26 protein-coding genes and 2 tRNA genes are annotated in these 25,825 nt (G+C 65.9%); 9 read left to right on the top strand and 19 right to left on the bottom strand.

The window, feature by feature from the left end; genetic code table 11:
- Positions 1-7: 7 nt before the first annotated feature.
- Positions 8-1,033 (bottom strand): thiamine-phosphate kinase, encoded by a 1,026-nt coding sequence (thiL, locus tag ACPXCG_RS10100; RefSeq protein WP_425791599.1) that lies wholly within the window; start codon positions 1,031-1,033, stop codon positions 8-10.
- Between the two features lie 173 nt (positions 1,034-1,206).
- On the opposite strand from thiL, the gene ACPXCG_RS10095 reads away from it, so the two are divergent.
- On the top strand, positions 1,207-1,452 hold the full coding sequence (locus ACPXCG_RS10095) for an Lrp/AsnC ligand binding domain-containing protein (RefSeq protein ID WP_425791597.1): 246 nt from the start codon (positions 1,207-1,209) through the stop codon (positions 1,450-1,452).
- Positions 1,453-1,512: 60 nt separating this feature from the next.
- Positions 1,513-2,112, top strand: a complete 600-nt coding sequence (locus ACPXCG_RS10090) for a DUF3515 domain-containing protein (RefSeq protein ID WP_425792096.1) — start codon at positions 1,513-1,515, stop codon at positions 2,110-2,112.
- 29 nt (positions 2,113-2,141) lie between these two features.
- Here ACPXCG_RS10090 and ACPXCG_RS10085 read toward each other — a convergent pair whose 3' ends face one another.
- Complete coding sequence (locus ACPXCG_RS10085; RefSeq protein WP_425792095.1) at positions 2,142-3,146, bottom strand: NAD(P)H-dependent glycerol-3-phosphate dehydrogenase; 1,005 nt, start codon at positions 3,144-3,146, stop codon at positions 2,142-2,144.
- 124 nt (positions 3,147-3,270) lie between these two features.
- On the opposite strand from ACPXCG_RS10085, the gene cofC reads away from it, so the two are divergent.
- The 3 genes from cofC to ACPXCG_RS10070 all read left to right on the top strand — a co-directional run bounded on the left by cofC (position 3,271) and on the right by ACPXCG_RS10070 (position 7,227).
- On the top strand, positions 3,271-4,011 hold the full coding sequence (gene cofC / locus ACPXCG_RS10080; protein ID WP_425791595.1) for a 2-phospho-L-lactate guanylyltransferase: 741 nt from the start codon (positions 3,271-3,273) through the stop codon (positions 4,009-4,011).
- Between the two features lie 68 nt (positions 4,012-4,079).
- The gene (locus ACPXCG_RS10075; protein ID WP_425791593.1) at positions 4,080-6,266 is read left to right on the top strand and encodes an RNA degradosome polyphosphate kinase; all 2,187 of its coding nucleotides are present in this window, start codon (positions 4,080-4,082) and stop codon (positions 6,264-6,266) included.
- Positions 6,267-6,303: 37 nt separating this feature from the next.
- The gene (locus tag ACPXCG_RS10070; RefSeq protein WP_425791591.1) at positions 6,304-7,227 is read left to right on the top strand and encodes an NUDIX hydrolase; all 924 of its coding nucleotides are present in this window, start codon (positions 6,304-6,306) and stop codon (positions 7,225-7,227) included.
- Between the two features lie 68 nt (positions 7,228-7,295).
- Here ACPXCG_RS10070 and ACPXCG_RS10065 read toward each other — a convergent pair whose 3' ends face one another.
- From ACPXCG_RS10065 to leuC, 3 genes are all read right to left on the bottom strand, one after another.
- Positions 7,296-7,892, bottom strand: a complete 597-nt coding sequence (locus ACPXCG_RS10065; RefSeq protein ID WP_425791590.1) for an HU family DNA-binding protein — start codon at positions 7,890-7,892, stop codon at positions 7,296-7,298.
- A 164-nt stretch (positions 7,893-8,056) separates the two neighbouring features.
- Positions 8,057-8,650, bottom strand: a complete 594-nt coding sequence (gene leuD, locus ACPXCG_RS10060) for a 3-isopropylmalate dehydratase small subunit (RefSeq protein ID WP_267629433.1) — start codon at positions 8,648-8,650, stop codon at positions 8,057-8,059.
- Positions 8,651-8,683: 33 nt separating this feature from the next.
- Positions 8,684-10,120, bottom strand: a complete 1,437-nt coding sequence (leuC, locus tag ACPXCG_RS10055; RefSeq protein ID WP_425791587.1) for a 3-isopropylmalate dehydratase large subunit — start codon at positions 10,118-10,120, stop codon at positions 8,684-8,686.
- A gap of 93 nt (positions 10,121-10,213) precedes the next feature.
- Between leuC and ACPXCG_RS10050 the strand changes: the two genes are divergently transcribed.
- The gene (locus tag ACPXCG_RS10050) at positions 10,214-10,948 is read left to right on the top strand and encodes an IclR family transcriptional regulator (protein ID WP_425791585.1); all 735 of its coding nucleotides are present in this window, start codon (positions 10,214-10,216) and stop codon (positions 10,946-10,948) included.
- Positions 10,949-11,018: 70 nt separating this feature from the next.
- Positions 11,019-11,516, top strand: a complete 498-nt coding sequence (locus tag ACPXCG_RS10045) for a PPOX class F420-dependent oxidoreductase (protein ID WP_425791583.1) — start codon at positions 11,019-11,021, stop codon at positions 11,514-11,516.
- A gap of 364 nt (positions 11,517-11,880) precedes the next feature.
- Here the strand turns inward: ACPXCG_RS10045 and ACPXCG_RS10040 are convergent.
- From ACPXCG_RS10040 to ACPXCG_RS10020, 5 genes are all read right to left on the bottom strand, one after another.
- A tRNA-Glu gene (locus ACPXCG_RS10040) sits at positions 11,881-11,953 on the bottom strand.
- Positions 11,954-12,035: 82 nt separating this feature from the next.
- Positions 12,036-12,107 (bottom strand) — tRNA-Gln (locus ACPXCG_RS10035).
- A gap of 109 nt (positions 12,108-12,216) precedes the next feature.
- Complete coding sequence (gene gltX, locus ACPXCG_RS10030) at positions 12,217-13,692, bottom strand: glutamate--tRNA ligase (protein WP_425791581.1); 1,476 nt, start codon at positions 13,690-13,692, stop codon at positions 12,217-12,219.
- Between the two features lie 62 nt (positions 13,693-13,754).
- The gene (locus ACPXCG_RS10025; protein ID WP_425791579.1) at positions 13,755-14,576 is read right to left on the bottom strand and encodes an alpha/beta fold hydrolase; all 822 of its coding nucleotides are present in this window, start codon (positions 14,574-14,576) and stop codon (positions 13,755-13,757) included.
- Positions 14,573-15,346, bottom strand: coding sequence for a fumarylacetoacetate hydrolase family protein (locus ACPXCG_RS10020; RefSeq protein WP_425791577.1), 774 nt, complete (start codon positions 15,344-15,346; stop codon positions 14,573-14,575). Before ACPXCG_RS10020 ends, ACPXCG_RS10025 begins: the two co-directional genes overlap by 4 nt.
- A gap of 215 nt (positions 15,347-15,561) precedes the next feature.
- Between ACPXCG_RS10020 and ACPXCG_RS10015 the strand changes: the two genes are divergently transcribed.
- Entirely contained in the window at positions 15,562-16,695 is a 1,134-nt protein-coding gene (locus ACPXCG_RS10015; protein WP_425791575.1) for an MFS transporter, read from the top strand.
- On the opposite strand, the gene ACPXCG_RS10010 is transcribed toward ACPXCG_RS10015, so the two are convergent.
- The 4 genes from ACPXCG_RS10010 to serA form a co-directional block, all read right to left on the bottom strand.
- On the bottom strand, positions 16,643-17,677 hold the full coding sequence (locus ACPXCG_RS10010; protein WP_425791573.1) for a DUF1648 domain-containing protein: 1,035 nt from the start codon (positions 17,675-17,677) through the stop codon (positions 16,643-16,645). The genes ACPXCG_RS10015 and ACPXCG_RS10010 overlap by 53 nt on opposite strands.
- Complete coding sequence (locus tag ACPXCG_RS10005; RefSeq protein WP_425791571.1) at positions 17,674-18,027, bottom strand: GntR family transcriptional regulator; 354 nt, start codon at positions 18,025-18,027, stop codon at positions 17,674-17,676. The genes ACPXCG_RS10010 and ACPXCG_RS10005 overlap by 4 nt, the downstream gene beginning before the upstream one ends.
- Before the next feature lie 104 nt (positions 18,028-18,131).
- The gene (locus ACPXCG_RS10000; protein WP_425791570.1) at positions 18,132-19,142 is read right to left on the bottom strand and encodes a 3-isopropylmalate dehydrogenase; all 1,011 of its coding nucleotides are present in this window, start codon (positions 19,140-19,142) and stop codon (positions 18,132-18,134) included.
- Complete coding sequence (gene serA, locus ACPXCG_RS09995; protein ID WP_425791568.1) at positions 19,139-20,734, bottom strand: phosphoglycerate dehydrogenase; 1,596 nt, start codon at positions 20,732-20,734, stop codon at positions 19,139-19,141. The genes ACPXCG_RS10000 and serA overlap by 4 nt, the downstream gene beginning before the upstream one ends.
- Before the next feature lie 312 nt (positions 20,735-21,046).
- Here serA and ACPXCG_RS09990 point away from each other — a divergent pair, with 312 nt between their 5' ends.
- Positions 21,047-21,712, top strand: coding sequence for a serine protease (locus ACPXCG_RS09990; RefSeq protein ID WP_425791566.1), 666 nt, complete (start codon positions 21,047-21,049; stop codon positions 21,710-21,712).
- An 83-nt stretch (positions 21,713-21,795) separates the two neighbouring features.
- Here the strand turns inward: ACPXCG_RS09990 and ACPXCG_RS09985 are convergent, their stop codons facing one another.
- The 5 genes from ACPXCG_RS09985 to ilvC form a co-directional block, all read right to left on the bottom strand.
- On the bottom strand, positions 21,796-22,197 hold the full coding sequence (locus ACPXCG_RS09985) for a hypothetical protein (RefSeq protein WP_425791564.1): 402 nt from the start codon (positions 22,195-22,197) through the stop codon (positions 21,796-21,798).
- Complete coding sequence (locus tag ACPXCG_RS09980) at positions 22,178-22,675, bottom strand: hypothetical protein (RefSeq protein WP_425791562.1); 498 nt, start codon at positions 22,673-22,675, stop codon at positions 22,178-22,180. The genes ACPXCG_RS09985 and ACPXCG_RS09980 overlap by 20 nt, the downstream gene beginning before the upstream one ends.
- Positions 22,676-22,983: 308 nt before the next feature.
- On the bottom strand, positions 22,984-24,276 hold the full coding sequence (locus ACPXCG_RS09975) for a hypothetical protein (protein ID WP_425791560.1): 1,293 nt from the start codon (positions 24,274-24,276) through the stop codon (positions 22,984-22,986).
- Positions 24,273-24,575 (bottom strand): hypothetical protein, encoded by a 303-nt coding sequence (locus ACPXCG_RS09970; protein ID WP_425791558.1) that lies wholly within the window; start codon positions 24,573-24,575, stop codon positions 24,273-24,275. The genes ACPXCG_RS09975 and ACPXCG_RS09970 overlap by 4 nt, the downstream gene beginning before the upstream one ends.
- A gap of 149 nt (positions 24,576-24,724) precedes the next feature.
- Entirely contained in the window at positions 24,725-25,738 is a 1,014-nt protein-coding gene (gene ilvC, locus ACPXCG_RS09965) for a ketol-acid reductoisomerase (protein ID WP_425791556.1), read from the bottom strand.
- Between the last annotated feature and the right edge of the window lie 87 nt (positions 25,739-25,825).

Genomic DNA, 25,825 nt, shown 5'->3' with positions numbered 1-25,825 from the left:
GCGTCCGTCAATCCCCGAACGACTGCCACCCGTGCAGTCCGCTCACCACGCGATCATCCACCCGCACCCCGCTTCCCTCGCCGACGTCGCCGATCCGGGTCCAGCCGGGCGGCAGCTCGCCCGGGGGGAAGGCGGCCAGCAGTTCGTGGTCCTCGCCGCCCGTCAGTTTCCACTCCTGCGGGTCCACGCCGAGCACGGTCGCCGCACCGTGCACCGCTGCGTCCGTGGGGATCCGGTCGGTCTGTACGGCCAGCGCGACCCCGGCCGCAGTCGCCATGGTGATCAGTTCCTCGATCAGGCCGTCGGAGATGTCGGTCATCGCATGTGCCCCGGCCCGGGCGGCCGCCGGCCCCTGCGTCAGATCGGGCGACGGCAGCCGGTGCGCGGCCAGCAGCGTCGGGAACTCGTCGAGATGACCGGCGTAGCCACGGGTGTCGGCGTCGATCAGCAGGGCCAGGCCGGCGGCACTGGCACCCAGCGCATGGCCGGTCACCGCGAGCACATCGCCGGCTCGGGCTCCACCGACGACGATCGGTACGGCGCCGTCGAGGGCGCCCACCGCGGTGACGCCGAGTACCACCTGATCGGCCGCCACCAGGTCGCCCCCGAGTACTCGTCCCCCGATGCGGTGAGCGGTCTCGACGATCCCCGCGTTGAGATCGAGAACGGTCCCGACCGTGGTGTCGGGAGGACAGCCGATGGACACGACGATCCCGGTGGTGCGGCCGCCCATGGCGGCGATGTCGGCGGCGCTCTGGATCACCGCTCGAGCGCCGATCGTGCGCGCATCCGACCAGTCGAACCGGAAATGTCGTCCCTGGACTGCGGTGTCGGTGCTGATCACTGTGGGACCGGCGGTGTCGATCACGGCGGCGTCGTCGCCGGAGCCGATGACGATGTCCTGGCCGGCCCGCGGGCGGACCGGGTCGTCGGCGAGAGCTGCGCGGGTGAGTTCGGTGATCAAACGCCGTTCCCCGACCTCACCGACGGTGCGGGACCTATCCACCGGGTCCTCGGCACTTCCGACGGTCACGACATCTCCTCGGTCTCTGAGTCGCGCTTGGACGGGGTTGTCAGCGACAATATGGCGACAGTGTATTGGCTCGCCGGTACGTCACTGCGCCGTGCGGTCGTTCGCGACTCACGACGTCGGGGGCCGGCTCGGGTCGAACAGCGCGACCCCGGCCGGGTCGCGTCGACGAGAGGATGGGCGTGGTTCAGGCATACATACTGATCCAGACCGAGGTCGGACGAGCCGCGCTTGCCGCGGCGACGATTGCGGAGATCTCCGGTGTCGCCTCGTCCGAGGAGGTCAGCGGACCGTACGACGTCATCGTCCGAGTCGACGCGGCCGACGCCACGCACCTCACCGACGACGTCGTCCCGCAGATCCAGAAGGTCGACGGCATCACCCGCACCCTGACCTGCCCGGTCGTCCAGAGCCCGCGCTGAGCCCGGGTTGCCGAACGCCGGCGCCTGCGAACGGGACCGACACGACCGCGCACTAGGGTGTTGGACGTGACCGAGGAGAGCGAACCCGACGGTGCACCCGACGGTGCACCCGACGAGGGGGAGGACACAGGGGCCGACGATGTCGACACTCGTCACGGCACCGGTCCTCGTCTGAGTCCGGCGTTGATCGCGACGCTGGTCGCCATCCCCGTCATGGTCCTCATCGGTTTCATCACGTTCGCCGCGCTGCGCCCCGACGACACCACGCCCATCGAGTCCTATGCGACCGGGGAATCGTCCTCGGCCGACTGCGGGAAGCTGATCGCGGCGCTACCGCAGACGTTCGACGGGTTCGGCGACAAACAGGTCGACGGCACCACCGTGAAATGGCGTGCCGACGGTGACGGGGATGCGGTGACCTTGCGGTGCGGTATATCCCGCCCGTCCGAGCTGTCCCCGACGAGCAACCTGCAGGTGATCAATCCGGTGCAGTGGTTCATCACCGACACCGTCGAGGGCTCGGGTCAGGCCTACGTCTGCGTCGATCATCGTCCCTACGTGGCGATGTGGATTCCGGCCAATGCCGGGAACGGTCCGATCACGGATGTCTCCGCAGTGATCGAACAAACCCTGCCGCGTGGCCCGCTCGACTTCGGCTGAGCCGGAACCAGATCGAACCCGATCGAAACTCAGTCGTAGATCTCCGGTTTGGTGCTGCGGCCGAGCAGCGAGCTGATCGCGTCGGCAACCGACAGCCCACCGTGACAGACCTGATGGACGGCATCGGTCAGCGGCATCTCGACGTCGAACTTGTCGGCGAGGGCGCGCACCGACGTACACGACTTGACGCCCTCGGCCACCTGGCCGTGGGTGGCCTCCTGCGCTTCGGCGAGTGACAGACCCTCACCGAGCCGGGCGCCGAAGGTCCGGTTGCGCGACAACGGGGATGAACACGTGGCGACCAGATCGCCGATCCCGGCCAGGCCGGCAAGCGTCTCGATCTGTGCACCCACGGCGACCCCCAGACGGATGGTCTCCGCGAGGCCGCGGGTGATGATCGTCGCCAGGGTGTTCTGTCCGAATCCCACTCCACTCGCCATCCCGCAGGCCAGCGCGATGACGTTCTTCACCGCCCCGCCGATCTCGCAGCCGACCACATCGGTGTTCGTGTAGGGCCGGAAGTACCCGGTGTTGAAGGAATGTTGCAGATCCCGTGCACGCTGTTCGTCGGTGCACGCGATCACCGTGGCCGCGGGCTGGCCCTCGGCCACCTCGCGGGCCAGATTGGGCCCCGACAACACCGCCACCTGCCCCGCCGGAACACCCGAGACCTCGGCGATCACCTCGCTCATCCGTAGCAGGGTGCTCGTCTCGACCCCCTTTGCGAGCGAGACGTAGGTGGTCTCCGGGGTCACCTGCGGCAGCCATTCCGTCAGGTTCGCGCGCAGCGACTGGGACGGCACCGCGCACACCACCACGTCGGCTCCCGCCAGGGCGTCGGGGATCGAACTCGTCGCGAACAGCTGGTCGGGCAACGTGATGCCCGGGAGGTAGTCGGCATTCGTGTGATCGGTGTTGATCCGATCGGCCAGTTCCGGGCGCCGAGCCCAGATGGTCGTGTCCGTACCCGCATCGACCAGCACCTTCGCCGTCGCCGTCCCCCACGACCCGGCACCCATCACCACCGCACGCACGACCACTCCTTTGCCGACCACCACTGCCGTCCCCAGCGTAGTGCGTGGGACGCCGTGCCCGACGACGAATCCTTTGTGGGGTGCACGTGACCGCCCCGGCCCGCGGGTCGGCATCATGGAGTCCATGGACACGCCATCGCATCCGGATCCGGGCGGTCGTGGCCTGGGTGATGTCGTCGCGGTGATGGCGGTCAAACGCCTCGAGCAGGCCAAGACACGTCTGGCCGCGAGCCGGGAGCCCGGCCACGGGCCGCTGCACCGTGCTCTCGTACTGGCGATGATGGTCGACACCGTCGAGGCCGTCGAGGCCGCGGGCATCGGGCGCGTCATCGTGATCAGCCCCGACGATGCCGTGTTGGCCGCGGCGGGCACCGCAGGCGCCGTCGGGGTTCGCGAACCGTCCGACTCCGCATCGAGCGGGGTGACACGGCTGAATCTCGCGTTCGCGCATGCCGCCGCGGTGGCGCGTGATCGATGGCCGACGGCCTGGCGGGTGATGTTCATCCAGGCCGACCTACCCGCGGCCGGTGCCCGGAGCCTCCGGGAGGTGATCGCCGGTGCCGCGGCACACCCGCACGCCGTGCTCACCGATCGCGACGGCAGTGGCACCACCATCCTCATGCGCGACACGTCAGTGGCCGGGCCACCCCGCTTCGGTCCGGATTCCGCTGCGGCACATCGGAAGGCAGGTGCGGTCGAGATCGACCCACACCATGAGCGCTGGCCCGACCTGCGTACCGACGTCGACACTGCCGAGGATCTGGAGGTCGCGCGATCACTCGGTCTGGGCCCGCACACCCTGGCGGCGCTGGAGGACCGGGAGTTCTCCACCGACGACACCGTTCCGGTGGGCAACGGCAACTGACCTGTGCGGCGGACCGTCGGCCACCGGCCAGACGTGTCAGGGCACGGCCGATGCGTCATGATTGAACGGTGAGCCCCGCCGACGACATCGCCACCCAACCGATCACGTCCATCCCCGGTGCGCCCCCGGCCGCGACGTTGCTTCCCGACGAGTCCGCGGACCTGCCCGAAGACCGCTATCTCAATCGCGAACTGAGCTGGCTCGACTTCAACTCGCGAGTGCTCGCGCTGGCCGAGGACGTCTCGATGCCATTGCTCGAACGCGCGAAGTTCCTCGCGATCTTCTCCTCCAATCTCGACGAATTCTTCATGGTGCGCGTCGCCGGACTCAAGCGTCGCGACGAGACCGGACTCTCCGTGCGTTCCGCCGACGGTCTGTCACCACGCGAACAGTTGCTGCGGATCGCCGGTCGCACACAGACCATCGCCGACCGGCATGCCCGGGTCTTCCTCGACTCGGTTCGTCCGAATCTGGCGGAAAACGACATCCACGTCGTCACCTGGGCGGAACTGAACGACGACGAGAAGGCTCGTCTGGTCGATCATTTCCACGAGGACGTGTTCCCGGTCCTCACCCCGCTGGCGGTCGACCCGGCGCATCCGTTCCCCTACATCAGCGGGTTGTCGCTCAATCTGGCGGTCACGGTGAAGGACCGAGCCGAGGGCGGCGAGCACTTCGCGCGTGTCAAGGTGCCCGACAACGTCAATCGCTTCGTCCGCGTCGATCGGCTGATGCGGCGGGGTTCCGGCTCATCGAAGGACTCCGACCAGCGGGCCATGTTCTTGCCGTTGGAGACGTTGATCGCGGCCAACCTCGAGCACCTCTTCCCCGGCATGGAAATCGTTGAACACCATGTCTTCCGGATCACCCGCAACGCCGACTTCGAGGTCGAAGAGGACCGCGACGAAGACCTGCTGCAGGCACTCGAACGCGAACTCGCACGCCGGCGCTTCGGTTCTCCCGTGCGACTCGAGGTGGCCGATGACATGAGCGAGCACATGCTCGAACTCCTGTTGCGCGAACTCGACGTGAATCCCGCAGATGTCATCCAGGCACCCGGTCTCCTCGACCTGTCCTGCCTGTTCGAGATCCACGGGCTCGATCGTCCGCATCTCAAGGACCGCCCCTTCGTCCCCGCCACCCATCCGGCCTTCGGCGAGCGCGAGACGCCCAAGAGCGTGTTCTCGACGTTGCGCGAGGGCGACGTGCTCGTGCACCACCCGTACGACTCCTTCTCCACGAGCGTCCAACGATTCATCGAACAGGCCGCCGCAGACCCACAGGTGCTCGCGATCAAGCAGACCCTGTATCGCACGTCTGGTGATTCACCGATCGTCAACGCGCTGATCGATGCCGCCGAGGCAGGCAAACAGGTCGTCGCACTGGTGGAGATCAAGGCGCGCTTCGACGAGCAGGCGAACATCAAGTGGGCCAGACAGCTCGAGCAGGCGGGTGTGCATGTGGTCTACGGCCTCGTCGGGTTGAAGACACATTGCAAGACGTGTCTCGTGGTGCGCCGCGAGGGATCGGTGATTCGTCGCTATTGCCACATCGGTACCGGCAATTACAACCCGAAGACCGCGCGACTGTACGAGGACGTGGGCTTGTTCACCGCGGCACCGGACATCGGCGCCGACCTGACCGACCTGTTCAACACCCTCACCGGTTACTCACGAAAGATGGAGTACCGCAACATCCTGGTGGCCCCGCACGGCATCCGGTCCGGGATCATCGCCCGGATCGACAGCGAGATCGAACGCCATCGGCAGGGTGACACCCGTGCGCTGATCCAGCTCAAGGCAAATGCGCTCGTCGACGAGCAGGTGATCGACGCCCTGTATCGGGCTTCGCAGAGCGGTGTCCCGGTCGAGATCGTGGTGCGCGGCATCTGTGCGCTCCGTCCCGGAATGGTCGGGATCAGCGACAACATAGTGGTGCGCTCGATTCTGGGGCAATTCCTGGAACATTCGCGAATCCTGTATTTCGGCGCCCAGAACGAATACTGGATCGGCAGTGCCGACATGATGCACCGCAATCTCGATCGTCGTGTCGAGGTGATGGTCCAGGTCCGCGACGAGCGCCTGACCTCCGAGCTCGGCGACATGTTCGCCTCCGCACTCGACCCGCGCACGCGGTGTTGGGTGCTGCAGTCCGACGGGAGTTGGGTCGCCTCACCGGCCGAAGGAGAAGAGGTGCGCGACCACCAGCGTCAGATGATCCGACGCAATCGTCGCCGGACGGACCCGAATCCGTAACCGTTCTCGCAACATCGAACCTCTAGGATTCGTGTCGATGTCGAAGACAACGAAGACGGTCTGGGCTGCCGGCGGCGTCCTGTGGCGCCCGACTCGAGACGGGCAGGTCGAGGTCGCACTGGTCCACCGACCCGACTATGACGACTGGACCCTGCCGAAGGGAAAGATCGACGCAGGCGAGACCTTGATCGCGACCGCTGCGCGCGAGATCCGCGAGGAGACAGGACAGCAGGCCCGGCTGGGGCGGCATCTGCGCGACGTCGGATACGTGCTGCCGAACGGCAACCGCAAGCGCGTCCGGTACTGGGCAGCACGGGCCCTCGGCGGCGAGTTCGAACCCAGTCACGAGGTCGACGACCTCCGCTGGCTCGACATGGCCACCGCCACCGAAAAATTGAGCTATCGACTGGATCGGGCGATTCTCACCGAATTCGACAGGCTCCCCGCCGACGTCCACACGCTGCTGCTCGTCCGTCACGCGCGGGCCGGGCGGAGGTCCCGCTACAAAGGCGACGACCGCCTGCGCCCATTGGATTCCACCGGCCGCCACGAGGCCCGCGAACTGGCCGGCCTGCTCGAGATCTTCGGTGCCGAGCGACTACATGCGGCCGATCGGGTCCGGTGCGAGCAGACCCTCGCACCACTGGCGCACAATCTCGGGGTCGTGACCGTCCCCGAACCTGCGCTGTCCGAAGAGGCCTACATCGCCGACCCGCAGCAGGCTCACCACCGCATCCGCGAGATCGCATGGGACACCTCGGCCATCCACACGGTCTGCAGTCAGGGCAAGGTCATCCCGCCGATGATGCGATGGTGGTCTGATCGGGATGGCATCACCCTGCCGCCCAAACGCAATCGCAAAGCCAGTGTCTGGGTGCTCTCGACCCGTCAGGGGCAGCTACTCGCCGCCGACCACATCGACAGTCCGCTGCCGCACACCGACATCGACGTCGAATCCTGACCCGGACACACATCAGCCCCCGACGGGGGAAGAACGTCGGAGGCTGATGTGGGGTGACTCGGGACGCCTCAGCGTCGCGTGGCCTTCTTGGCCGGAGCCTTCTTGGCTGCGGCCTTCTTCGCCGGAGCCTTCTTCGCCGGAGCCTTCTTGGCCGGAGCCTTCTTGGCTGCGGTCTTCTTGGCGGGCGCCGCCTTCTTGGCCGGAGCCTTCTTGGCTGCGGTCTTCTTGGCAGGCGCCGCCTTCTTCGCCGGAGCCGCCTTCTTGGCCGGAGCCTTCTTGGCCGCGGTCTTCTTGGCCGGGGTGGCCTTCTTTGCCGCGGTCTTCTTCGCCGGGGTAGCCGCGGCAACGCTGCCACGCTTCACCGCCGGGCCGGACGAGGCGAGCTTCTGCTTGCCCGCGACGACTGCCTTGAACTGCGCTCCCGGTCGGAACGCGGGAACCGAAGTGGCACGCACCTTCACGGTCTCCCCGGTGCGCGGGTTGCGGGCGACGCGTGGGGCGCGCCTCCGCTTCTCGAACACGCCGAAGCCGGTGATGGTGACACTCTCACCCTTGTTCACCGCGCGCACGATCGTGTCGACGACAAGCTCGACAGCGGCAGTCGCAGTCTTGCGATCCGCATCCAGCTTCTTGGTCAGCTCATCGATGAGCTCTGCCTTGTTCATTGAAAACCTCCGCAAGCTGATCTGACCCATCTGTAAAGTCAGCTATCTCCACACGGTAAACGTCCAATTCGAAAACGTCCATCTTCCACGCCAATTAACCAGGCATGTTGCGAAATCGAAAGCAGCAATCGCTTTCCGCGGAGGCGGTTTACAGGCCGCGAATTTCAGCTGTCGAGCGTGACCGGCTTGAAGCGAGGGCGCGACGTCTCGAACTCAGAAATCGCTTCTACCTGGCGTAATGTCAGTCCGATGTCGTCCAGGCCCTCCATGAGACGCCACCTCGTGTAGTCATCAATTGCCAACGGCACCACAAGGTCTGCTGCGGTGATCGTCCGATCGGCAAGACTGACCGTCAGTTCCAGGCCCGGCTGCTCCTCGAGTCGTTTCCACAGCAGTTCGACGTCCGACTGCTCCACCTGAGCGGCGACCAGGCCGGCCTTTCCGGCGTTGCCGCGGAAGATGTCTGCGAACCGCGACGAGATCACGACCCGAAAGCCGAAGTCCGACAGCGCCCAGACCGCATGCTCGCGAGACGATCCGGTACCGAAATCGGGACCGGCTACCAGAATCGAGCCGCGGCTCCACGGCTCGTTGTTGAGGATGAAGTCCGGGTCAGCGCGCCACCCGGCGAAGAGACCGTCCTCAAAACCTGTGCGGGTCACCCGCTTCAGGTAGACGGCCGGGATGATCTGGTCGGTGTCGACATTACTGCGGCGCAGCGGCACACCGATCCCGGTGTGAGTGATGATGGGGTCCATGGTCCAAATTCCGATCTGAGGAGTGGGCGACGGTCAGGCGAGATCCGCGGGAGCAGAGAGCGTGCCGCGAATGGCTGTGGCTGCGGCCACGGCCGGTGAGACCAGGTGAGTTCGACCACCCTTACCCTGCCGCCCTTCGAAGTTGCGATTCGATGTCGATGCGCATCGCTCCCCGGGAGAGAGCTGATCCGGGTTCATGCCCAGGCACATCGAGCATCCGGCCTGCCGCCAGTCGGCGCCGGCGGCGGTGAAGATCTCACCGAGACCTTCGTCTTCGGCCTGGGCGCGCACGCGCATCGATCCCGGGACGATGAGCATCCGCATACCGTCGGCGACCGTGCGACCCTTGAGGACATCGGCCACCGCACGCAGATCCTCGATGCGGCCGTTGGTGCACGACCCGACGAACACGGTGTCGACCTTCACGTCCCGCAAGGGCATTCCCGGCGTCAGATCCATGTACTCGAGCGCGCGACGTGCCGCGCTCGCGGCGTTCTCGTCGGCGATTTCGGCCGGGTCCGGCACACGCGCGGCCAGCGGAAGACCCTGCCCGGGGTTGGTCCCCCAGGTGACGAACGGCGTCAATTGCGTGGCATCGATGTGGACTTCGGCGTCGAATTCGGCGCCGGTGTCGGTGCGCAGACTGTCCCAGTACGCGACTGCGTCATCCCATTCGGAACCGGTCGGCGCGTTGGGCCTGCCCTTCAAGAAGTCGTAGGTCACCTGGTCCGGCGCGATCATGCCGGCACGTGCACCCGCCTCGATCGACATGTTGCAGATCGTCATTCGCGATTCCATCGAGAGCTTCTCGATCGCCGATCCCCGGTACTCGAGGACGTAGCCCTGGCCACCACCGGTGCCGATCTCCGCGATGACGGCGAGGATCAGGTCCTTGCTCGTCACCCCTGGTGGCAATTCGCCGTCGACGGTGATCGCCATCGTGCGGAAGGGGCGCAGCGAAAGTGTCTGGGTGGCCAGCACGTGCTCGACCTCGGAGGTACCGATTCCCATTGCCAGCGCGCCGAATGCGCCGTGGGTCGAGGTATGGCTGTCTCCGCACACCACGGTCATCCCGGGCTGCGTCAGGCCGAGCTGCGGGCCCACGACGTGCACGATGCCCTGTTCCGCGTCGCCCATCGGATGCAGACGGATGCCGAACTCTTCACAGTTGCGGCGCAACGTCTCCACCTGGGTGCGCGAGACCTCGTCGGCGATCGGCTTGAAGATGTCGACCGTCGGGACATTGTGGTCTTCGGTGGCGATGGTCAGGTCGGGCCGACGGACCGGACGGTCCGCGAGACGGAGGCCCTCGAACGCCTGCGGACTGGTCACCTCGTGGACGAGGTGGAGGTCGATGTAGATGAGGTCGGGATTGCGATTCCCGGACGCGTCTTCTTCGCCGCGCACGACGACGTGGTCGTCCCACACTTTCTCGGCGAGAGTGCGCGGTGTGTTTGTGCTGTCACTCATGGCTGTACTCGCATCTGTTCGGATCGTCACGACACGCCCACCCGATTCCCGCGTCGGCGTGCATCTCACTATTTGGAACGCTAGTATCGTCCTATGGGAAAGGATAACGCATCGGCGCCCAGCAGTGGAATCGGTGTCCTCGACAAATCGGTGACAGTTCTGCGGGCCATCGCCGAGGCCCCGCGCAACCTGACCGAATTGTGTGATCGCACCGGCCTTCCGCGGGCCACGGCGCACCGGCTCGCGGTCGGGCTCGAGACACACCGTCTGCTCGCGCGTAATGGCGCCGGACGCTGGTATCCCGGTCCCGCACTGAGCGAACTCGCGGCGTCGGCGCACGATCCGGTTCACGAGGCCGCGTTGATGGTACTGCCGCGCCTGCGTGAGATCACCGGCGAATCGGTGCAGCTCTACCGCCGCGAGGGCGCCGAACGTGTCTGTATCGCCGCGATGGAACCACTGACCGGGCTCCGCGACACCGTTCCGGTCGGCACCCGGTTCCCGATGAGTGCCGGGTCGGCCGCCAAGGTTCTGCTCGCCTGGACCGAACCTGGTACCCAACGGGCATTGCTGCACGACAGCGTCTTCGGAGAACGCGCATTGCACGAGATCCGGCGCCGCGGGTGGGCCCAGAGTGCCGGGGAACGGGCGGCCGGAGTGGCGAGTGTCTCGGCGCCCGTCCGCGACGCGACCGGCGAGGTGGTCGCCGCGATCTCGGTGTCGGGGCCGATCGACCGGATGGGCCGTCGTCCCGGGGCCCGATGGGCCGCCGATCTTCTCGCGGCGGCAGACGCGATCCACAAACGGCTCCAGCCCACCCGCGTCTGAACCGGGGAGCGTGGGCGTCCGACCGCCGATCGCCTGCACGCCGTCGCCACCGGTCGGTTAGCGTCAGACCATGGGAGTCAATCAGCGCAATCAGATCGTCATGTCCGAGACCGAGATCAGCGAATTCGTCGCGAACGGCCGAACCGCGACGCTCGCGACCAGCGGCGCGGACGGGAGCATTCATCTCGTCGCCATGTGGTACGGCGTGGTCGACGGCGAAATCTGGTTCGAGACCAAGGCCAAGTCCCAGAAGGCGGTCAATCTTCGACGCAACAATCGATGTTCGGTCCTGATCGAGGATGGCGATACCTATGACACGTTGCGTGGCGTCTCCTTCGAAGGGGCCGCGGAGATCCTCGATGATCCGGATTCCTGCCTGAAGGTCGGTATCAGCGTGTGGGAGCGCTACACGGCCCCGTACACCGAGGAGTCACGGCCGTTCGTCGAGCAGATGATGAACAAGCGAGTCGCCGTCCGCATCGTGCCGGGCCGCGTCCGATCCTGGGACCACCGCAAGCTGGGACTGCCGGAGATGCCCGTGGCCGGGAGTACGGCGCCCGGAGCGTGACGAGCGGCATCCGTCCACGCGGTGGCGACGCATGCGTAGCCGCATGCGACGGACCCGCGCGCGCCGTCTCCGTTGACCCAGGAGTCTGTGGCCGGCGAGTACCTCTGGTGATCTTCGGTTCCGGCCGGATTCACCAGGAGGGCGAGATGCCCAACCATCATCCGTCTCGATCATGGCGCGGGTGCGCCCTGTGCAAACCGCAGAAGCGTCGTGGTCAAGGCCGACCCGAGCGTGATCCCTGGGCCGTCCGCCGGCGGCTCGGTGTCAGTCGGCGCTATGGGCGAGGCGATCTCGGCAATTGAGCTCGACGCAAAGAGACCCCCTCTCCTGCTTCGTTGCAGGTGAGGGGGTCTCTTTGTTCTTGTAGCCCCGACGGGATTCGAACCCGCGCTACCGCCTTGAGAGGGCGGCGTCCTAGGCCGCTAGACGACGGGGCCATGAACTGAGTGTTCAGTTGTACGTGCTCAGTGTGAATCTACGGGATACGGCCTCGATTCGAGGCGGCCACCCGAGGACTCGCTGGGGTACCAGGACTCGAACCTAGAATGGCGGTACCAGAAACCGCTGTGTTGCCAATTACACCATACCCCAAGGTTTCCCCTTCCCGGCTGGCCGGACTCACTCTCCGGCCGGTCTGAAAAGGACCGAGGAGAAGAGTACCGAGGGGCACCCTCCGATCACAAATCGCCAGGTCAGAGCCTTAGCTCTGCACAGCTTCGCGGGCGGCGGCGAGACGCGCGAGGCTCTTGTCGCGGCCAAGGAGCTCCATCGATTCAAAGAGCGGCGGGCTCACCTGGGAGCCGGTCACCGCAACACGGACGGGACCGAACGCCTTGCGCGGTTTGAGGCCGAGCGTGTCGACCAGAGCCACCTTCAGCGCCTCCTCGATCGCCGACCCGGTCCATGCCAGGAGTCCGTCCATCGCGGCGATCGCGGCGTCGAGCACCTCACCGGCATCGGCACCGAGGTTCTTGGCCGCCGACTTCTCGTCGATGACGAAGTCGTCGTCGGACACATACAGGAACGACATGAGCGGCCAGGCATCCCCGAGTACCTGAATGCGGGTCTGCACCAACTCGGCGAGAGCGGTGAACGACGTGTCGTCGATCGGCTCGCCGAGCTTCCCGTGCACGATCAGGTAATCCTTGAGGCGCGTCGCGAAATCGCCGAGATCGAGGCCACGGATGTGTTCGGCATTGATCGCGTCGGCCTTCTTCTGATCGAACCGGGCGGGGTTCGAATTGACCTGACGCACATCGAAAGCCGCGATCATCTCGTCGAGCGAGAAGACGTCCGTCTCATGCGAATAGCCCCAGCCGAGGAGCGCGAGGTAGTTCAGCAGCCCCTCGGGGATGAATCCGCGGTCACGATGGTGGAACAGGTTCGACTCCGGATCACGCTTGGACAGCTTCTTGTTGCCCTCCCCCATCACGAACGGCAGATGCCCGAACTCGGGAACGCGGTCGGCGATCCCGATCCGGGTCAACGCCTCGTAGAGCGCGATCTGCCGGGGCGTCGAGGAGAGCAGATCCTCGCCACGCAACACGTGGGTGATATTCATCATCGCGTCGTCGACCGGATTGACCAGCGTGTAGAGCGGATCGCCGGTCGCACGGGTCAGGGCGAAGTCGGGGACGGTGCCGGCCTTGATCGTCGTGGTGCCGCGAACCAGGTCGTCCCAGACCAGGTCGTGATCCGGCATCCGCAGGCGGACAACGGGTTTGCGCCCCTCTTCGGCCAAGGCCGCGCGCTGCTCGTCGCTCAGATCGCGGTCGAAGTTGTCGTAACCCAGTTTGGGATCGCGGCCTGCCGCACGGTGCCGCGCCTCGACCTCCTCGGGTGTCGAGTAGGCCTCATAGGCCTCCCCCGCGGCCAGCAGCTGTGCGACGACGTCGAGGTGGGTCGCGCGTCGCTCCGACTGTCGGTACGGGCCATAGGGCCCGCCCACTTCGGGGCCCTCGTCCCACTCGAGCCCGAGCCATCGCAGGGCATCGAGGATCGCGGCATAGGACTCCTCGCTGTCCCTCGCGGCGTCGGTGTCCTCGATCCGGAACACGAAGGTGCCGCCATCATGACGGGCCTGGGCGAAGTTGAACAAGGCCGTCCGGACCAGACCGACGTGTGGGGTTCCGGTCGGGGACGGGCAGAAACGGACGCGCACATCGGAGCCACTCATGGAGGTCAGCGTATCGAATCGAGTACTGCCGTCGGTTCCCCGTCCGATCTATGACCGGCCGCTCAGGCCTGCGCGGCCAGGAAGTCCACGAGAAGCCGGTTCACCTCGGCCGGCTGTTCGAGGTAGCCGAAGTGTCCCGCCTTGGCCACCTCTTCATACCGCGCACCGGGAATCGCCTCGGCGACCTCACGCGCGAGTTTCGGCGGCAGCGTGCGGTCGTCGGCGAATCCGATGACCATCGACGGGCGGGTGATACCCCGATAGGCACCCAGACGGTCGACCTCACGGTCGTGCAGGGCGAGCTGCGCACGCACTCCCGGCGTGATCGTCTGCGGCGAGAAGCCGATGACGTCGAGCCAGTCCTTCGCCGTCCGATCGTCGTCGAGCGTGTGCGGTGACAGATTCAGATGGGCCGTGATCGCGGCCTCATAGTCCGGCGGCAGAGTGATCTTGTTGTCGTACAGGGCACGCTCCCCCGCCGAGATCGCCTGCTGCAACGGGGTGTTTCGGCCATATGTGGCGATCATCACCGCCGCCTTCACGACATCCGGCCGCGTGAGCGCGAGTTCCTGGGTGATCCTGGCTCCCAGCGAGGTCCCGACGACGAATGCCGGACCAGCCGCGAGGTGTTCGATGAGCGCGGCAGTGTCGGCAACCATGTCGTCGTGCGAGAAACCGTCCGCACACTCCGACGAGGGTGCGATTCCTCGATTGTCGAAGGTCACCACCCGGTAGCCGGCCTTGGTCAGCGCCGGTTGCTGATGGGCCTGCCACACCCGCCCCGGACTACCGGTGCCCATCACGAGCACCACGAGCGGACCTGAACCGAAGTCCTCGTAGGCGATCTCTATCCCGTTGACCTGCGCGACCTTCGGGCCCCTCACGGCTTGTCCACCACCGGATTGGCGAGGGTCCCGATTCCTTCCACGGTCACCGAGACCCGTTGTCCGGCCGTCATCGGGCCAACACCCTCGGGCGTTCCGGTCAGGATGACGTCGCCGGGCAGCAGCGTCATGACGCGCGAGATCCACTCCACGATCGCACCGACGTCGTACAGCATCATCGAGGTCCTCGACCGCTGGGTCACCTCGCCGTCGAGTTCGGTGACCAATTCGGCGTCGGTGGGATCGAACTCGGTCTCGATCCAGGGGCCGAGCGGGCAGAACGTGTCGTAGCCCTTGCCACGGGTCCACTGTCCATCGGCCTTCTGCTGATCGCGGGCCGTCACATCGTTGGCGACCGTGTAACCGAGGATGACGTCCTTGGCCTTGGCAGCGGTCACGTCCTTGCACGGCTGGCCGATCACGACCGCGAGTTCACCCTCGAAATCGACGCGCTCCGAACTCGGCGGGCGCACGATCGGGACCTCCGGACCGACGATCGAAGTGTTGGGCTTCAGGAAGATGACCGGATCCGCCGGCGCCTCACCGCCCATCTCGGCGACATGGGCGGCGTAGTTCTTCCCGATGCAGATGACCTTCGACGCGAGAATGGGCGCGAGCAATCGCACATCGGCAAGTGCCCACGACCGCCCGGTGAACGTCGGGGTACCGAACGGATGCTCCGCTATCTCGCGCGCCCGCTGCCCACCGTCGACGTCCTCGATGGAGACAAACGCGACCCCGTCTGGGCTGGCAACTCGTCCTAAACGCATGGCACGACATTATCGCACCGGCTTTCCCACAACTCGGGACACCGGTTTGACGTGAAGTTCGGGCGTTCTAGAATATGGACCTTACGTACCACTATCTGAGATGAGGTGATCGTGTGGGCGGCGTCGGGACAACCCGGTCGACGGTCGGATCGGCGGCGGTGACGATGTCACCACGGCGCCGATGGGCCATGCTGTGTTGCGCATTGGTGGCTGCCATGACCACGACCTGCGCGGTCAGCGGTGTGGCCTATCTCATCCCGGCGCTCCATACCGACCACGGGCTGTCCCTCACGCAGGCATCGGTTCTGGCCACCATTCCCACCGTGGGCCTGATGCTGCTGATCATCCCGTGGGGCGTGCTGCTCGATCGGTTCGGCGAGCGTCGGGTGCTGATCATCTCTCTGGTCATCACACTGGCGGGCACAGCGGGCACGGCGGTGGTCTCGGCCCTCGACGCGCCCTACTGGGTACTGGCGACCGGGCTGTTCATCGGCGGTCTGGGCGCGGGCGCCGCCAACGGCGCGAGCGGCCGGATCGTCGTCGGCTGGTTCCCGGCCCACCAGCGCGGAACCGCAATGGGCGTCCGCCAGATGGCCCAACCTCTGGGCATCGGCGTGTGCGCGCTCACCATGCCGTTCACCGCCCAGTCCTACGGTGTCACAGCCGCACTCCTGATCCCGGTCGCCGTGACCGCCATCGGTCTGGTCGCGTGCGTCGTCGGGATCGTCGACCCACCGTTGGCCGGGGCCCAGCCTTCGGGAGCCCCGGCCAGAACCGACAACCCATACCGCGCAGGAAGTTTCCTGGCTCGCGTACACGGAGTCAGTGTGCTGCTGGTGATCCCGCAGTCGATGATGTGGACCTTCGTGCCCACCTGGCTGATCGTTGCGCATCACTGGTCGCCCGGCGCCGCCGGCGCACTCGTGACCGCCACGCAGGTGGTGGGGGCATTCGGCCGGATCGCCGCGGGCCGGGTCTCGGACAGGTGGGGCTCGCGGATGCGTCCCATCCGGGTGATCGCGGTCGCCGCGGCGTTGTCGATGGCGGTACTGGCGTTGACCGACTGGCTGCACAGTCCGGTCGCGCCGGTCGTGATGGCGATCGCGACCATCGCGTCGGTCGCCGACAACGGCTTGGCGTTCACCGCGATCGCCGAGTTCGCGGGTCCGGGCTGGAGTGGCCGCGGCCTGGCCGTACAGAACACGGCTCAGTACCTGGCGACGGCCGCCACCACACCCGTGCTGGGTGCGCTGATCGGTGCCGCCGGGTTCCCCCTCGCGTTCGCCCTCACCGCCCTCACTCCGTTGGTCGCCGTTCCACTGGTTCCTCGCGATCCAGGAGTCGATTGACCACACCCGCCGCGGTCGACGCGTCATCGACCACCACGATGTCGCGCCGCCCGTCCTGGCGCACCACCAGGAGGGCGGAGCCGGATCTCAACACGAATCCCCTGGCTCCCTTGAGGTCTCCGTGAACCGCGATGCGGTGGCCGAAGCCGCCGAAATCACGGAGAGCACGCACACCGACCACCTCGGCGTGGTCGATCTCCGACATCGCGACCTGCGTGCGCGGCCTGCCCAATCGGCCGCGCACCGTCACCCCGGCCCGATCCACGGTGACCCGGATGCCCCACATCGCGATGGCCGACACCACGACGAGCAACAGGACCGCCGCGACGAGCCACGAGCGCAACACCAGGGCCAAGCTCGCAAGGATCACCACGGCCCCACCGAGGATCAGGGAGGCCGCGAGCGACGATGACACGACCCGCGTCCAGACGATCCGCTCCTCCGCCCCGATCGCGACGCGCGGGCAGTCCCCGATGTCGGCGGTGGGTGGCGTCACGGTCCACGAGGGCACCAGCGCGGCGAGGCCGAGACCACCCATGAGGCCGATCGCCAACGACAACGCGATCTGCCACTGCGGTGTCGGTACCGTACCGGCATCGGCCACGCCCCGTTGACAAGCCGTGGTCGACACGATCACGGCGACGATCGAAATGACCACGCCGGCAACAATTCCGATGCCTGTTCGGATGATCGCGGGATCGGTGGCCCTGACGCTCAGGGCCACGCCGATCGCTGCGCCGATGATCCCCACCGCAATCAGCGTGACGATCACGAACGTCAGACCCGAGAAGTCGTCGGCGCCGTGTGACGACCAATGCGTGGCAACCGGATCGGGCAGGGTCGTCCGCCACGACGCGACCAGGGCGGCGCCGACCGCCGCCGCCAGCACCGACGGCAGAATCGCCAGCACGCGCACCACCCGGCGATCCCGGACGGTCATGCCGCCCCCTCCCACGCTCCGGCCACCCGTCGAATCCCTCACGTCTGCCACCTCTCCCGGATCTCGACCACCAGCACGTCAGGCCTGATGTCCAACCGCCGCGCCACGTCCACGAGCCGATCCATCGCCTCGACGAACTCCGAGCGATCAGGAGCCGCAGCCGTGACGACGGCGCCCCGCCCACGCCGGAGTTCGACGACCCCTTCGTCGCGCAGCAGCTGATACGCGCGCAGCACTGTGTGCAGATTGATGTCGAGGCTCTGGGACAGTTCGCGGGCGGGCGGCAGCCGTTCACCGGCTTCCACCTCGCCGCGGACGATGGCCCCGCGGACCGACGAAGCCACCTGTTCGTAGATCGGCGCGCGCGAGGCCTGGTCGACACGGATCAACACATAAAGATCATATAGTTCTATCTCAACTAGAACAATGGATGTAACGAAAACGAACGACCCCCACCCGGATACGTCCAGATGGGGGTCGTCGCCTGCCTTGAGCCCTAGAGGCGCTCGCGGATGCGGCGGCCGATCTCCGCGGTCTTCAGGTCTTCGGACCCGCGCTCGGCCAGGTCGTCGATGACGGCCTTCTCCACCCGCTCCGCGGCATCCGTCTCGCCCAGGTGGGCGAGCAACAACGCTGCGGACAGGATCGCGGCGGTCGGATCCGCCTTGCCCTGTCCTGCAATGTCCGGAGCACTGCCGTGGACGGGCTCGAACATCGAGGGATTCGCCCCCGTCGCATCGATGTTGCCGGATGCGGCCAATCCGATACCACCGGTCACGGCGGCCGCGATGTCGGTGATGATGTCGCCGAAGAGATTGTCGGTGACGATGACGTCGAACCTGCCGGGATCGGTGACCAGATAGATGGTTGCCGCATCCACGTGGCAGTAGTCGGTGTCGACATCCGGATATTCGGCGCCGACCTCGGCGACGGTCCGACTCCACATCGAACCCGCGAAGGTCAGGACGTTCGTCTTGTGCACCAGCGTCAGCTTCTTCCGACGTGCCCGGGCACGCTCGAAGGCGTTGCGCACCACGCGCTCCACGCCGAAGCGAGTGTTCACGCTCACCTCGGTCGCCACCTCGTGCGGAGTCCCGACGCGGATGGCGCCACCGTTTCCGGTGTAAGGACCCTCGGTCCCCTCACGGACGACCACGAAATCGATGTCGGGGTCACCGGCCAGCGGCGAGGTGACACCAGGCAGACGCCGCGAGGGGCGAAGGTTGACGTGATGATCGAGCGCGAAGCGCATGTTCAGCAACAATCCCCGCTCGAGCACCCCCGACGGCACCGACGGGTCCCCGATCGCGCCCAGCAAGATCGCATCGTGCCTGCGCAGCGATTCCAGATCGTCCTCGGTCAGGAGTTCGCCGTTCCGGTGGTAGCGGCGCGCACCGAGGTCGAAGTCGGTGGTCGAGACGTCGGGGACAACGGATTCGAGTACGCCGACGGCTTCCCCGATGACCTCGGGACCGATGCCGTCGCCGGCGATGACGGCGAGTTTCATGACAGATCCACCTGTTCGATGAGAGTTGCGCCCACGGCTTCACCGATGGAGGCGATGAGGTCGTCCTCGAGCGAACCGCTGACGCGCAGCATCACGGTCGCGCCGCCGCCCTCGGCATCCTGGGACAGACCTGCGGCTCGGATGTCGATGCCCGCGTTGCCGAGCAGTGTGCCGATCTTGCCCAGCGAACCGGGCTCGTCGGCATAACTGACGACGAGATTCTGTCCCTCGGCACGGAGATCGAAGTTACGGCCGTTGATGTTGACGATCTTCTCGACGAGGCGGGGCTCGGTCAGGCTGCCGGAGACGTTGTGCACCGACCCGTCGGCGAAGACGGCCTTCACGTCGACCACGCTGCGATGGTTGGGACTCTCCGAAGCCGTGGTCACCTCACTGGTCACGCCACGATCGGCGGCGACGGTCGGCGCGTTCACAAAGGTCACCGGTTCATCGAGCACGGCCGAGAACAACCCGCGGAGTGCGGACAGCCCGAGAACGTCGACATTGTTGGCCGCCAGTTCACCGCGGACCTCGACCACGATCGAGGTCGGCGGCTCCTTGCTGATGGCGCCCACGAGCACGCCTGCCTTGCGCGCGACCTCGAGCCACGGCGCGACCTCCTCGTCGACCACACCGCCGGTGATGTTGACGGCATCGGGCACGAAGTGACCGGCGAGAGCGAGACGGACGCTCTTCGCGACGTCGGTGCCGGCCCGGTCTTGCGCCTCACTGGTCGAGGCCCCGAGATGCGGGGTCACCACGACCTGTGGAAGTTCGAACAGCGGCGAGTCGGTGCACGGCTCGGTGGCATAGACATCGAGGCCGGCGCCCCGCACGTGACCGGACGTGATCGCATCGGCGAGGGCCTGCTCGTCGATCAGGCCACCGCGGGCCGCGTTCACGATGACGACACCCTTCTTGGTGCGTGCGAGCTGCTCCGTACCGATGAGGCCGAGGGTCTCCGGCGTCTTCGGCAGATGCACGGTGATGAAATCGGCGCGTTCGAGCAGCTCGTCGAGACTCACCAGCTCGATACCCAACTGGGCCGCGCGCGCCGGTGACACATAGGGGTCGTAGGCAATGATCGACGTCTCGAAAGCGGCCATCCGGGCAGCGACGAGCTGGCCGATGCGGCCGAGTCCCACCACGCCGACGGTCTTGTCGAAGATCTCCACACCGTTGAACGACGAACGCTTCCAGGCATGCTCACGCAGCGTGGCGTCGGCCGCCGGGATCTGGCGCGCCGCAGACATCAACAGGGCCACCGCATGCTCGGCGGCGGTGTGGATGTTGGAGGTCGGTGCGTTGACCACCATCACGCCGCGCTGCGTGGCCGCGGGCACGTCGACGTTGTCGAGGCCGACGCCGGCTCTGGCGATGATCTTCAAGCGGGGTGCGACGTCGAGTACCTCGGCGTCGACAGTGGTGGCCGAGCGCACCAGGATGGCGTCGGCGTCTACGGCGGCTTCGAGGAGCTTCGGCCGATCGGGGCCGTCGACCCAGCGCACCTCGACGTCGTCTCCCAGCGCCTCAACAGTCGAGGGTGCCAGTTTGTCGGCGATCAGAACGACCGGACGGCCAGCTGAGGTCACAATATTCTCCATGATCGAGGGGCGAAGTGAATGGTGCGGAGACCACCGCGACCCGCTCCGGTGACCGCGACGACTTCCGCGAACAGCTTAGTGGTCGGCCCATCGCCCATTCGCAGCCGGTCTCGACCGCCCGCACTCGGCGCCGCAATTTGCGGGTAGATTGTGATCGGCATTACGGATAGGTTGCAAACCGACCCCGGGTCTATTCCGCGGAGGGCTCAGCGCGGGTGCGGCCCGGTACGGTGTGCTTGGCCCCGAGTGACGTCTCTCGGGGCCGATGGATTTCTTGTGTCTCGAACGAGCGGAGTGTGGATGATGAGGAAGCTGACAGCACTGTTGGCGGTTCTGGCTGCAACGGTGCTGGCCGGCTGGGGGGCCGGCATCGCCCACGCCGCACCGGCAAAGGTCTATCTCGGTGGAGGCTCCGGGATCCTGGTGCTCAAGGGAGGTAGTTCTGCCGCAGCCTGCACCCTGACCACGATCGGTAAGTCGAACACCGGCAAGCTGATCGGTATCACCGCAGGCCACTGCGGCAAGCCAGGCCAGAAGGTGTATTCGGAAACCTTCCAGGACCGGGGACAGGCAGGAACCATCACCTATTCCGCCAGTGACCTCGACATCGCCGTGATCGAGTTCAACCCGGCGAAGGTCGTCCCCCTGCGCACCGTTCGCGGTGTGACCATCCGGTCGGTCGACACGCGACCACTCGCTTTTCCGACGATCGCCTGCAAGGAGGGCCGGACCACCGGCAACACCTGCGGCATCGGCTGGTTCTCCGACGGCGACGCGCACTTCAGTCAGATGTGCGTGATCGAAGGCGACTCCGGTAGCCCCGTGGTGGTCGGTGACCGACTTGTCGGGATGGTGAACGCCTATTACTTCGTGGGCTGCATCGGCCCCGAAACCGGCACCAACATCGGCCCGGTGCTCAAGCGGATCGGATCGCTCCCGCAGTACCGGGGATTCCGGCCGATCTGATAGCTGTCCGACGTATGAAGGAGGCCCCGGGACTTCGGTCCCGGGGCCTCCTTCGTGTACCGCAGTCAACAAGTAGCTATGAATCAGTCGGTTTCGTATCGAGTCCCCGGATGCAGCCGCAACCACGCGGAGAGTTCGGCCAGGAACTGTGTCCGAGTCCAATCCTCGACACGGCTGAGCTCGTTCGACGTGAGGCCGTCGATTGCGCGGCCACGGGCGTCCCACTCGTCGATTGCCAGCGCGCGCCGCCTTTCGTACTCGGCAAGCCGAACGCGCCGGTCGACGCAGAACAGTTCGTAGTCGTCAGACCGCCACCGCTCCGGAATGGGCAGCACAGCATTCCTCAGGTGAGCATTGCCCAGGTCCGCAAGCGCATCGCGAATCTGCTCGATGACGCTGGGGTCCATCGCCATCGCCCGCAGTATCTCAACGTACTCAGCAGGAATGCTGCCCGGTTCCGCGCCTTCAGACATCGCGATGCGCACTCGGCACCAGCGAGCCGTCACGCAACCGCCTGATCACCGCCGTGCCTCCGAGTTCTGCCCTCAACTCGGGGTGCCGATGGTAGAAATCGATGAGCCAGAAGGTGGCGGGGCCACCGAGGCACGACTCGTCTACACGGATCTGTTCGTACCGTTCGCCGGGCCGAACCGAGATCCATGCCCCGTTACGCTTGTCGCCCTTCGTGAGAACCGGCCTGACTTCGGTGACGATCCCCCATTCGAGGTCGGTGGCAGTCCGGTGTGAGGGCACACTGATCCCTCGCTCCGACACGACCATCCAAGCGGAATCACCGCTGGCCACCCGCACCGTGTGGCCGATATAGAGGATTCCCACCACGAATGCCACAGGCGGATAAAGGTTCTCGGCCGACTCACTTGCGAGCGAAATGTGCACCGCATCACGCCACGCTCCCACTGCGAAGAGCAACGCACCGCTGCCAAACGTTGCAGTGGAAACCATGTCGAATCCGCGCATCAGAGGGTCACGCCGAATGGTCAGCACACCGTCCCGGAGGAACGCACCAACCGCCGCAGTTGTCATCGTGCGTAGGTGCGCAGATCGAAGAATTTCGCAGACGTCCAGACCCAGTCCACACGCAATCAGTGCGGCGCAGAGAAAGCCCAGTCGCTGACCACCCACCAACCCCACGACACCGATGCCGGCGAACGACGTACCGAGAACGGTGTAGAGCAGTGCACCCGACCAATCGCCGCGTGGTCGCGATGACCACTCTTTCGGTACCGGCAGGAGAAACTGCCGACTCGATGTCACTTGCACACCGCCCGACCGATGAAACTGCCAGCCATCCCGAAGGCAAGACTGCTCCCTGCAGTGATGCCGAAAGTCTTCAATGCACCGGCACCCTCCGGGGCAGCGACCATCATCGCCAAGTCACCGGCAAGACTCACACTGCCCGCTGTGGTCGCCACGCATTTGTCGTAACCATTCTTTGCGTCCGCCACGCTGATCGCGGTTCCGAGAATCGTCAACGCCGGTCCAGCCGCCTTGGTTCCGATGACGAGCTTCTCGGCCTGAGGCGCCGTGAGATACGGAAACCCTTTGGCAACATGGGGTTCCAGCGCGGCCATCCCACCGCCGGCCAAGGCCTGGGCCACGTCCTTGGTCCCCGGGACCTGGACCTGCACGCCATCCACGTCGGCAACTGCCTTGCCGTCCTTGGTCTCTCGCACAACAATCGGCGACTTCCCGTCACGCGTCAGCGTGGTCACGATCGACCCATCGGGGTTGTTCACCTTCGTCGAGACGAGCTTCCCCTTCTCGTTGTACAGGTCGAAGGTGTCCCCGACCCCACCACGATGAGCATCTGTGTAGACCTGCCTGCTGCCATCGAGCATCCGCAGAGTCGTCACCGTCTTCCCGTCCTCGGAAGTCGTGCCCTTGTCGACGACTGTCCCAATCATGTGCTCGGCCAGCTTCTTCTGCTGGTTCTCCCGGCCTCTGGTCGGATCCTCGCCGCGCGTTTCGTCAGAATACGGATCCGTTGTGGCGTCTTTCGGCGCATTCCTGTCGCACCACAACTCTGGCAGTCCGGGAGTCACCGACATGGTTTCCGACCGGATGAAGTTCCCGAGATCGTAGTCGGCATGTCCGAGACTCATCAGATGCGGATTCAACTGATCCTGGAATCCGGTCGCGGCGAGCACCAAGAGCTTCGCCATCGCCGGCGACATGACCTTCTCGCGAACGAGCACCGTCCAGTCGTCCGTCACGTAGAGATCGCCAGATTCGATGATCCGCACCAAATCACTGATCGCTCGATGTTCAGCTGCCAGAGTCGCTCCGAACTTGTGGACGCCGACCTCGACATTCATCCCCAGATTGCCGAAGGTCGAGGTCTGGCCACGAACGCGACCAGCCATGTCGCCGGCAGCGCGGTATGCGAGACCATCCCAGTTCTCGTTGTTGTTGAGACCGGAGATCTCCCATACCACCTCCCTGCCGGCCTGATCGACGGTTTCGGAGGACGACTTGGCCACGTCCACGGCCGGCCCGAGTGAGTCTGGTCGCCACGTCTCGAATACCGGGCGGCTGGGGATCATCGAGCGGATGCAATTCGGTTGAACGCCGCCGCCAACTCATCATCGGTCGCCTCGAACTCGCCGGCAGCGTTGTGAACCGCGCCAGACATCGCCGAGTACGCTTCTGCCGTCCGCTTCAGCGGATCGTGCATCGCGTCAGCCAAGGTCGTCAACGCATATGCGGCGGACGAGCCTGCCATACACGCAGCGATCCCGAGTAGGTCTGCGGGCAGCGACGAATCGCGGATGACGGCCGCCGTTTCCTCCACCGTCCCCGAGAACTCGCGCAAGATTCCCGGATTCACCGTCGTTCCAGACATGTCTCCCCCTGTGCACAGTCCGAATCGAAGTCATGATAGCGGACGATCCATCGCCATCGAGGCATCCATGCTGGAGTCCACAGAAAGCTGTGGCCGTTGCCGCCGGGTTCCGGCGACAACGGCCACAGATCGTTCAGTGAGAGAGGCGCTTACGCGGTCTCGGTGATCGGGCGGTCGACCCAGCTCATGAGATCGCGCAGCTTCTTGCCGGTGACCTCGATCGGGTGCTCGGCGTTCTTCTTGCGCAGGCCCTCGAGCTCGGAGTTGCCGTTCTCCACATTGGCGACCAGACGCTTGGTGAAGGTGCCGTCCTGGATGTCCTTGAGGATGCCGCGCATCCGCTCCTTGGTGTCGGCGTCGATGACGCGCGGTCCCGAGAGGTAGCCACCGAACTCGGCGGTGTCGGAGACGGAGTAGTTCATCCGGGCGATGCCGCCCTCGTACATGAGGTCGACGATCAGCTTGAGCTCGTGCAGCACCTCGAAGTAGGCCATCTCCGGCGCGTAGCCGGCCTCGACCATGACCTCGAAACCGGTCTTGACCAATTCCTCGGTACCGCCGCACAGCACGGCCTGCTCACCGAACAGGTCGGTCTCGGTCTCTTCCTTGAAGGTGGTCTTGATGACCCCGGCGCGGCCACCGCCGATGGCGCTGGCGTAGCTCAATGCGAGGGCCTGGCCCTCGCCCTTCGGATCCTGATCGACGGCGATCAGACAGGGCACGCCCTTGCCGTCGACGAACTGACGGCGCACGAGGTGACCCGGGCCCTTCGGCGCGACCATGCCGACGGTGATGTTGGCGGCCGGCTCGATCAGATCGAAGTGGATGTTGAGGCCGTGCCCGAAGAAGATCGCGTCGCCGTCCTTCAGGTGCGGCTCGATCTCGTCTTTGAAGATCTTGGCCTGCGAGGTGTCCGGCGCCAGGATCATGATGACGTCGGCCCATTCGGCGGCCTCGGCGGCGCTGAGGACCTTCAGGCCCTGCTCGGCGGCCTTCTCGCGGGACTTGCTGCCCTCACGCAGACCGACCGCGACATCGACCCCGGAGTCACGCAGCGACAGCGAATGCGCATGTCCCTGGCTGCCGTAGCCGATCACCGCAACCTTGCGGCCCTGGATGATCGACAGATCGGCGTCGTCGTCATAGAACAGTTCGATCGCCACAGTTGGATTCCCTTCGATTTCTGTTGTCCCTCAAAGTCTTGTGTAGTCCTCGAGGGCCTGTGTACTTCTCTGTGCGGCTCGCGCCGT

This window comes from Gordonia sp. DT218 (assembly GCF_049847105.1).
In the GTDB taxonomy this organism is placed as follows: Bacteria; Actinomycetota; Actinomycetes; order Mycobacteriales; family Mycobacteriaceae; genus Gordonia.
Note: the sequence above shows the minus strand (reverse complement) of the source record. Positions and strands in the feature narration are given on the sequence as shown.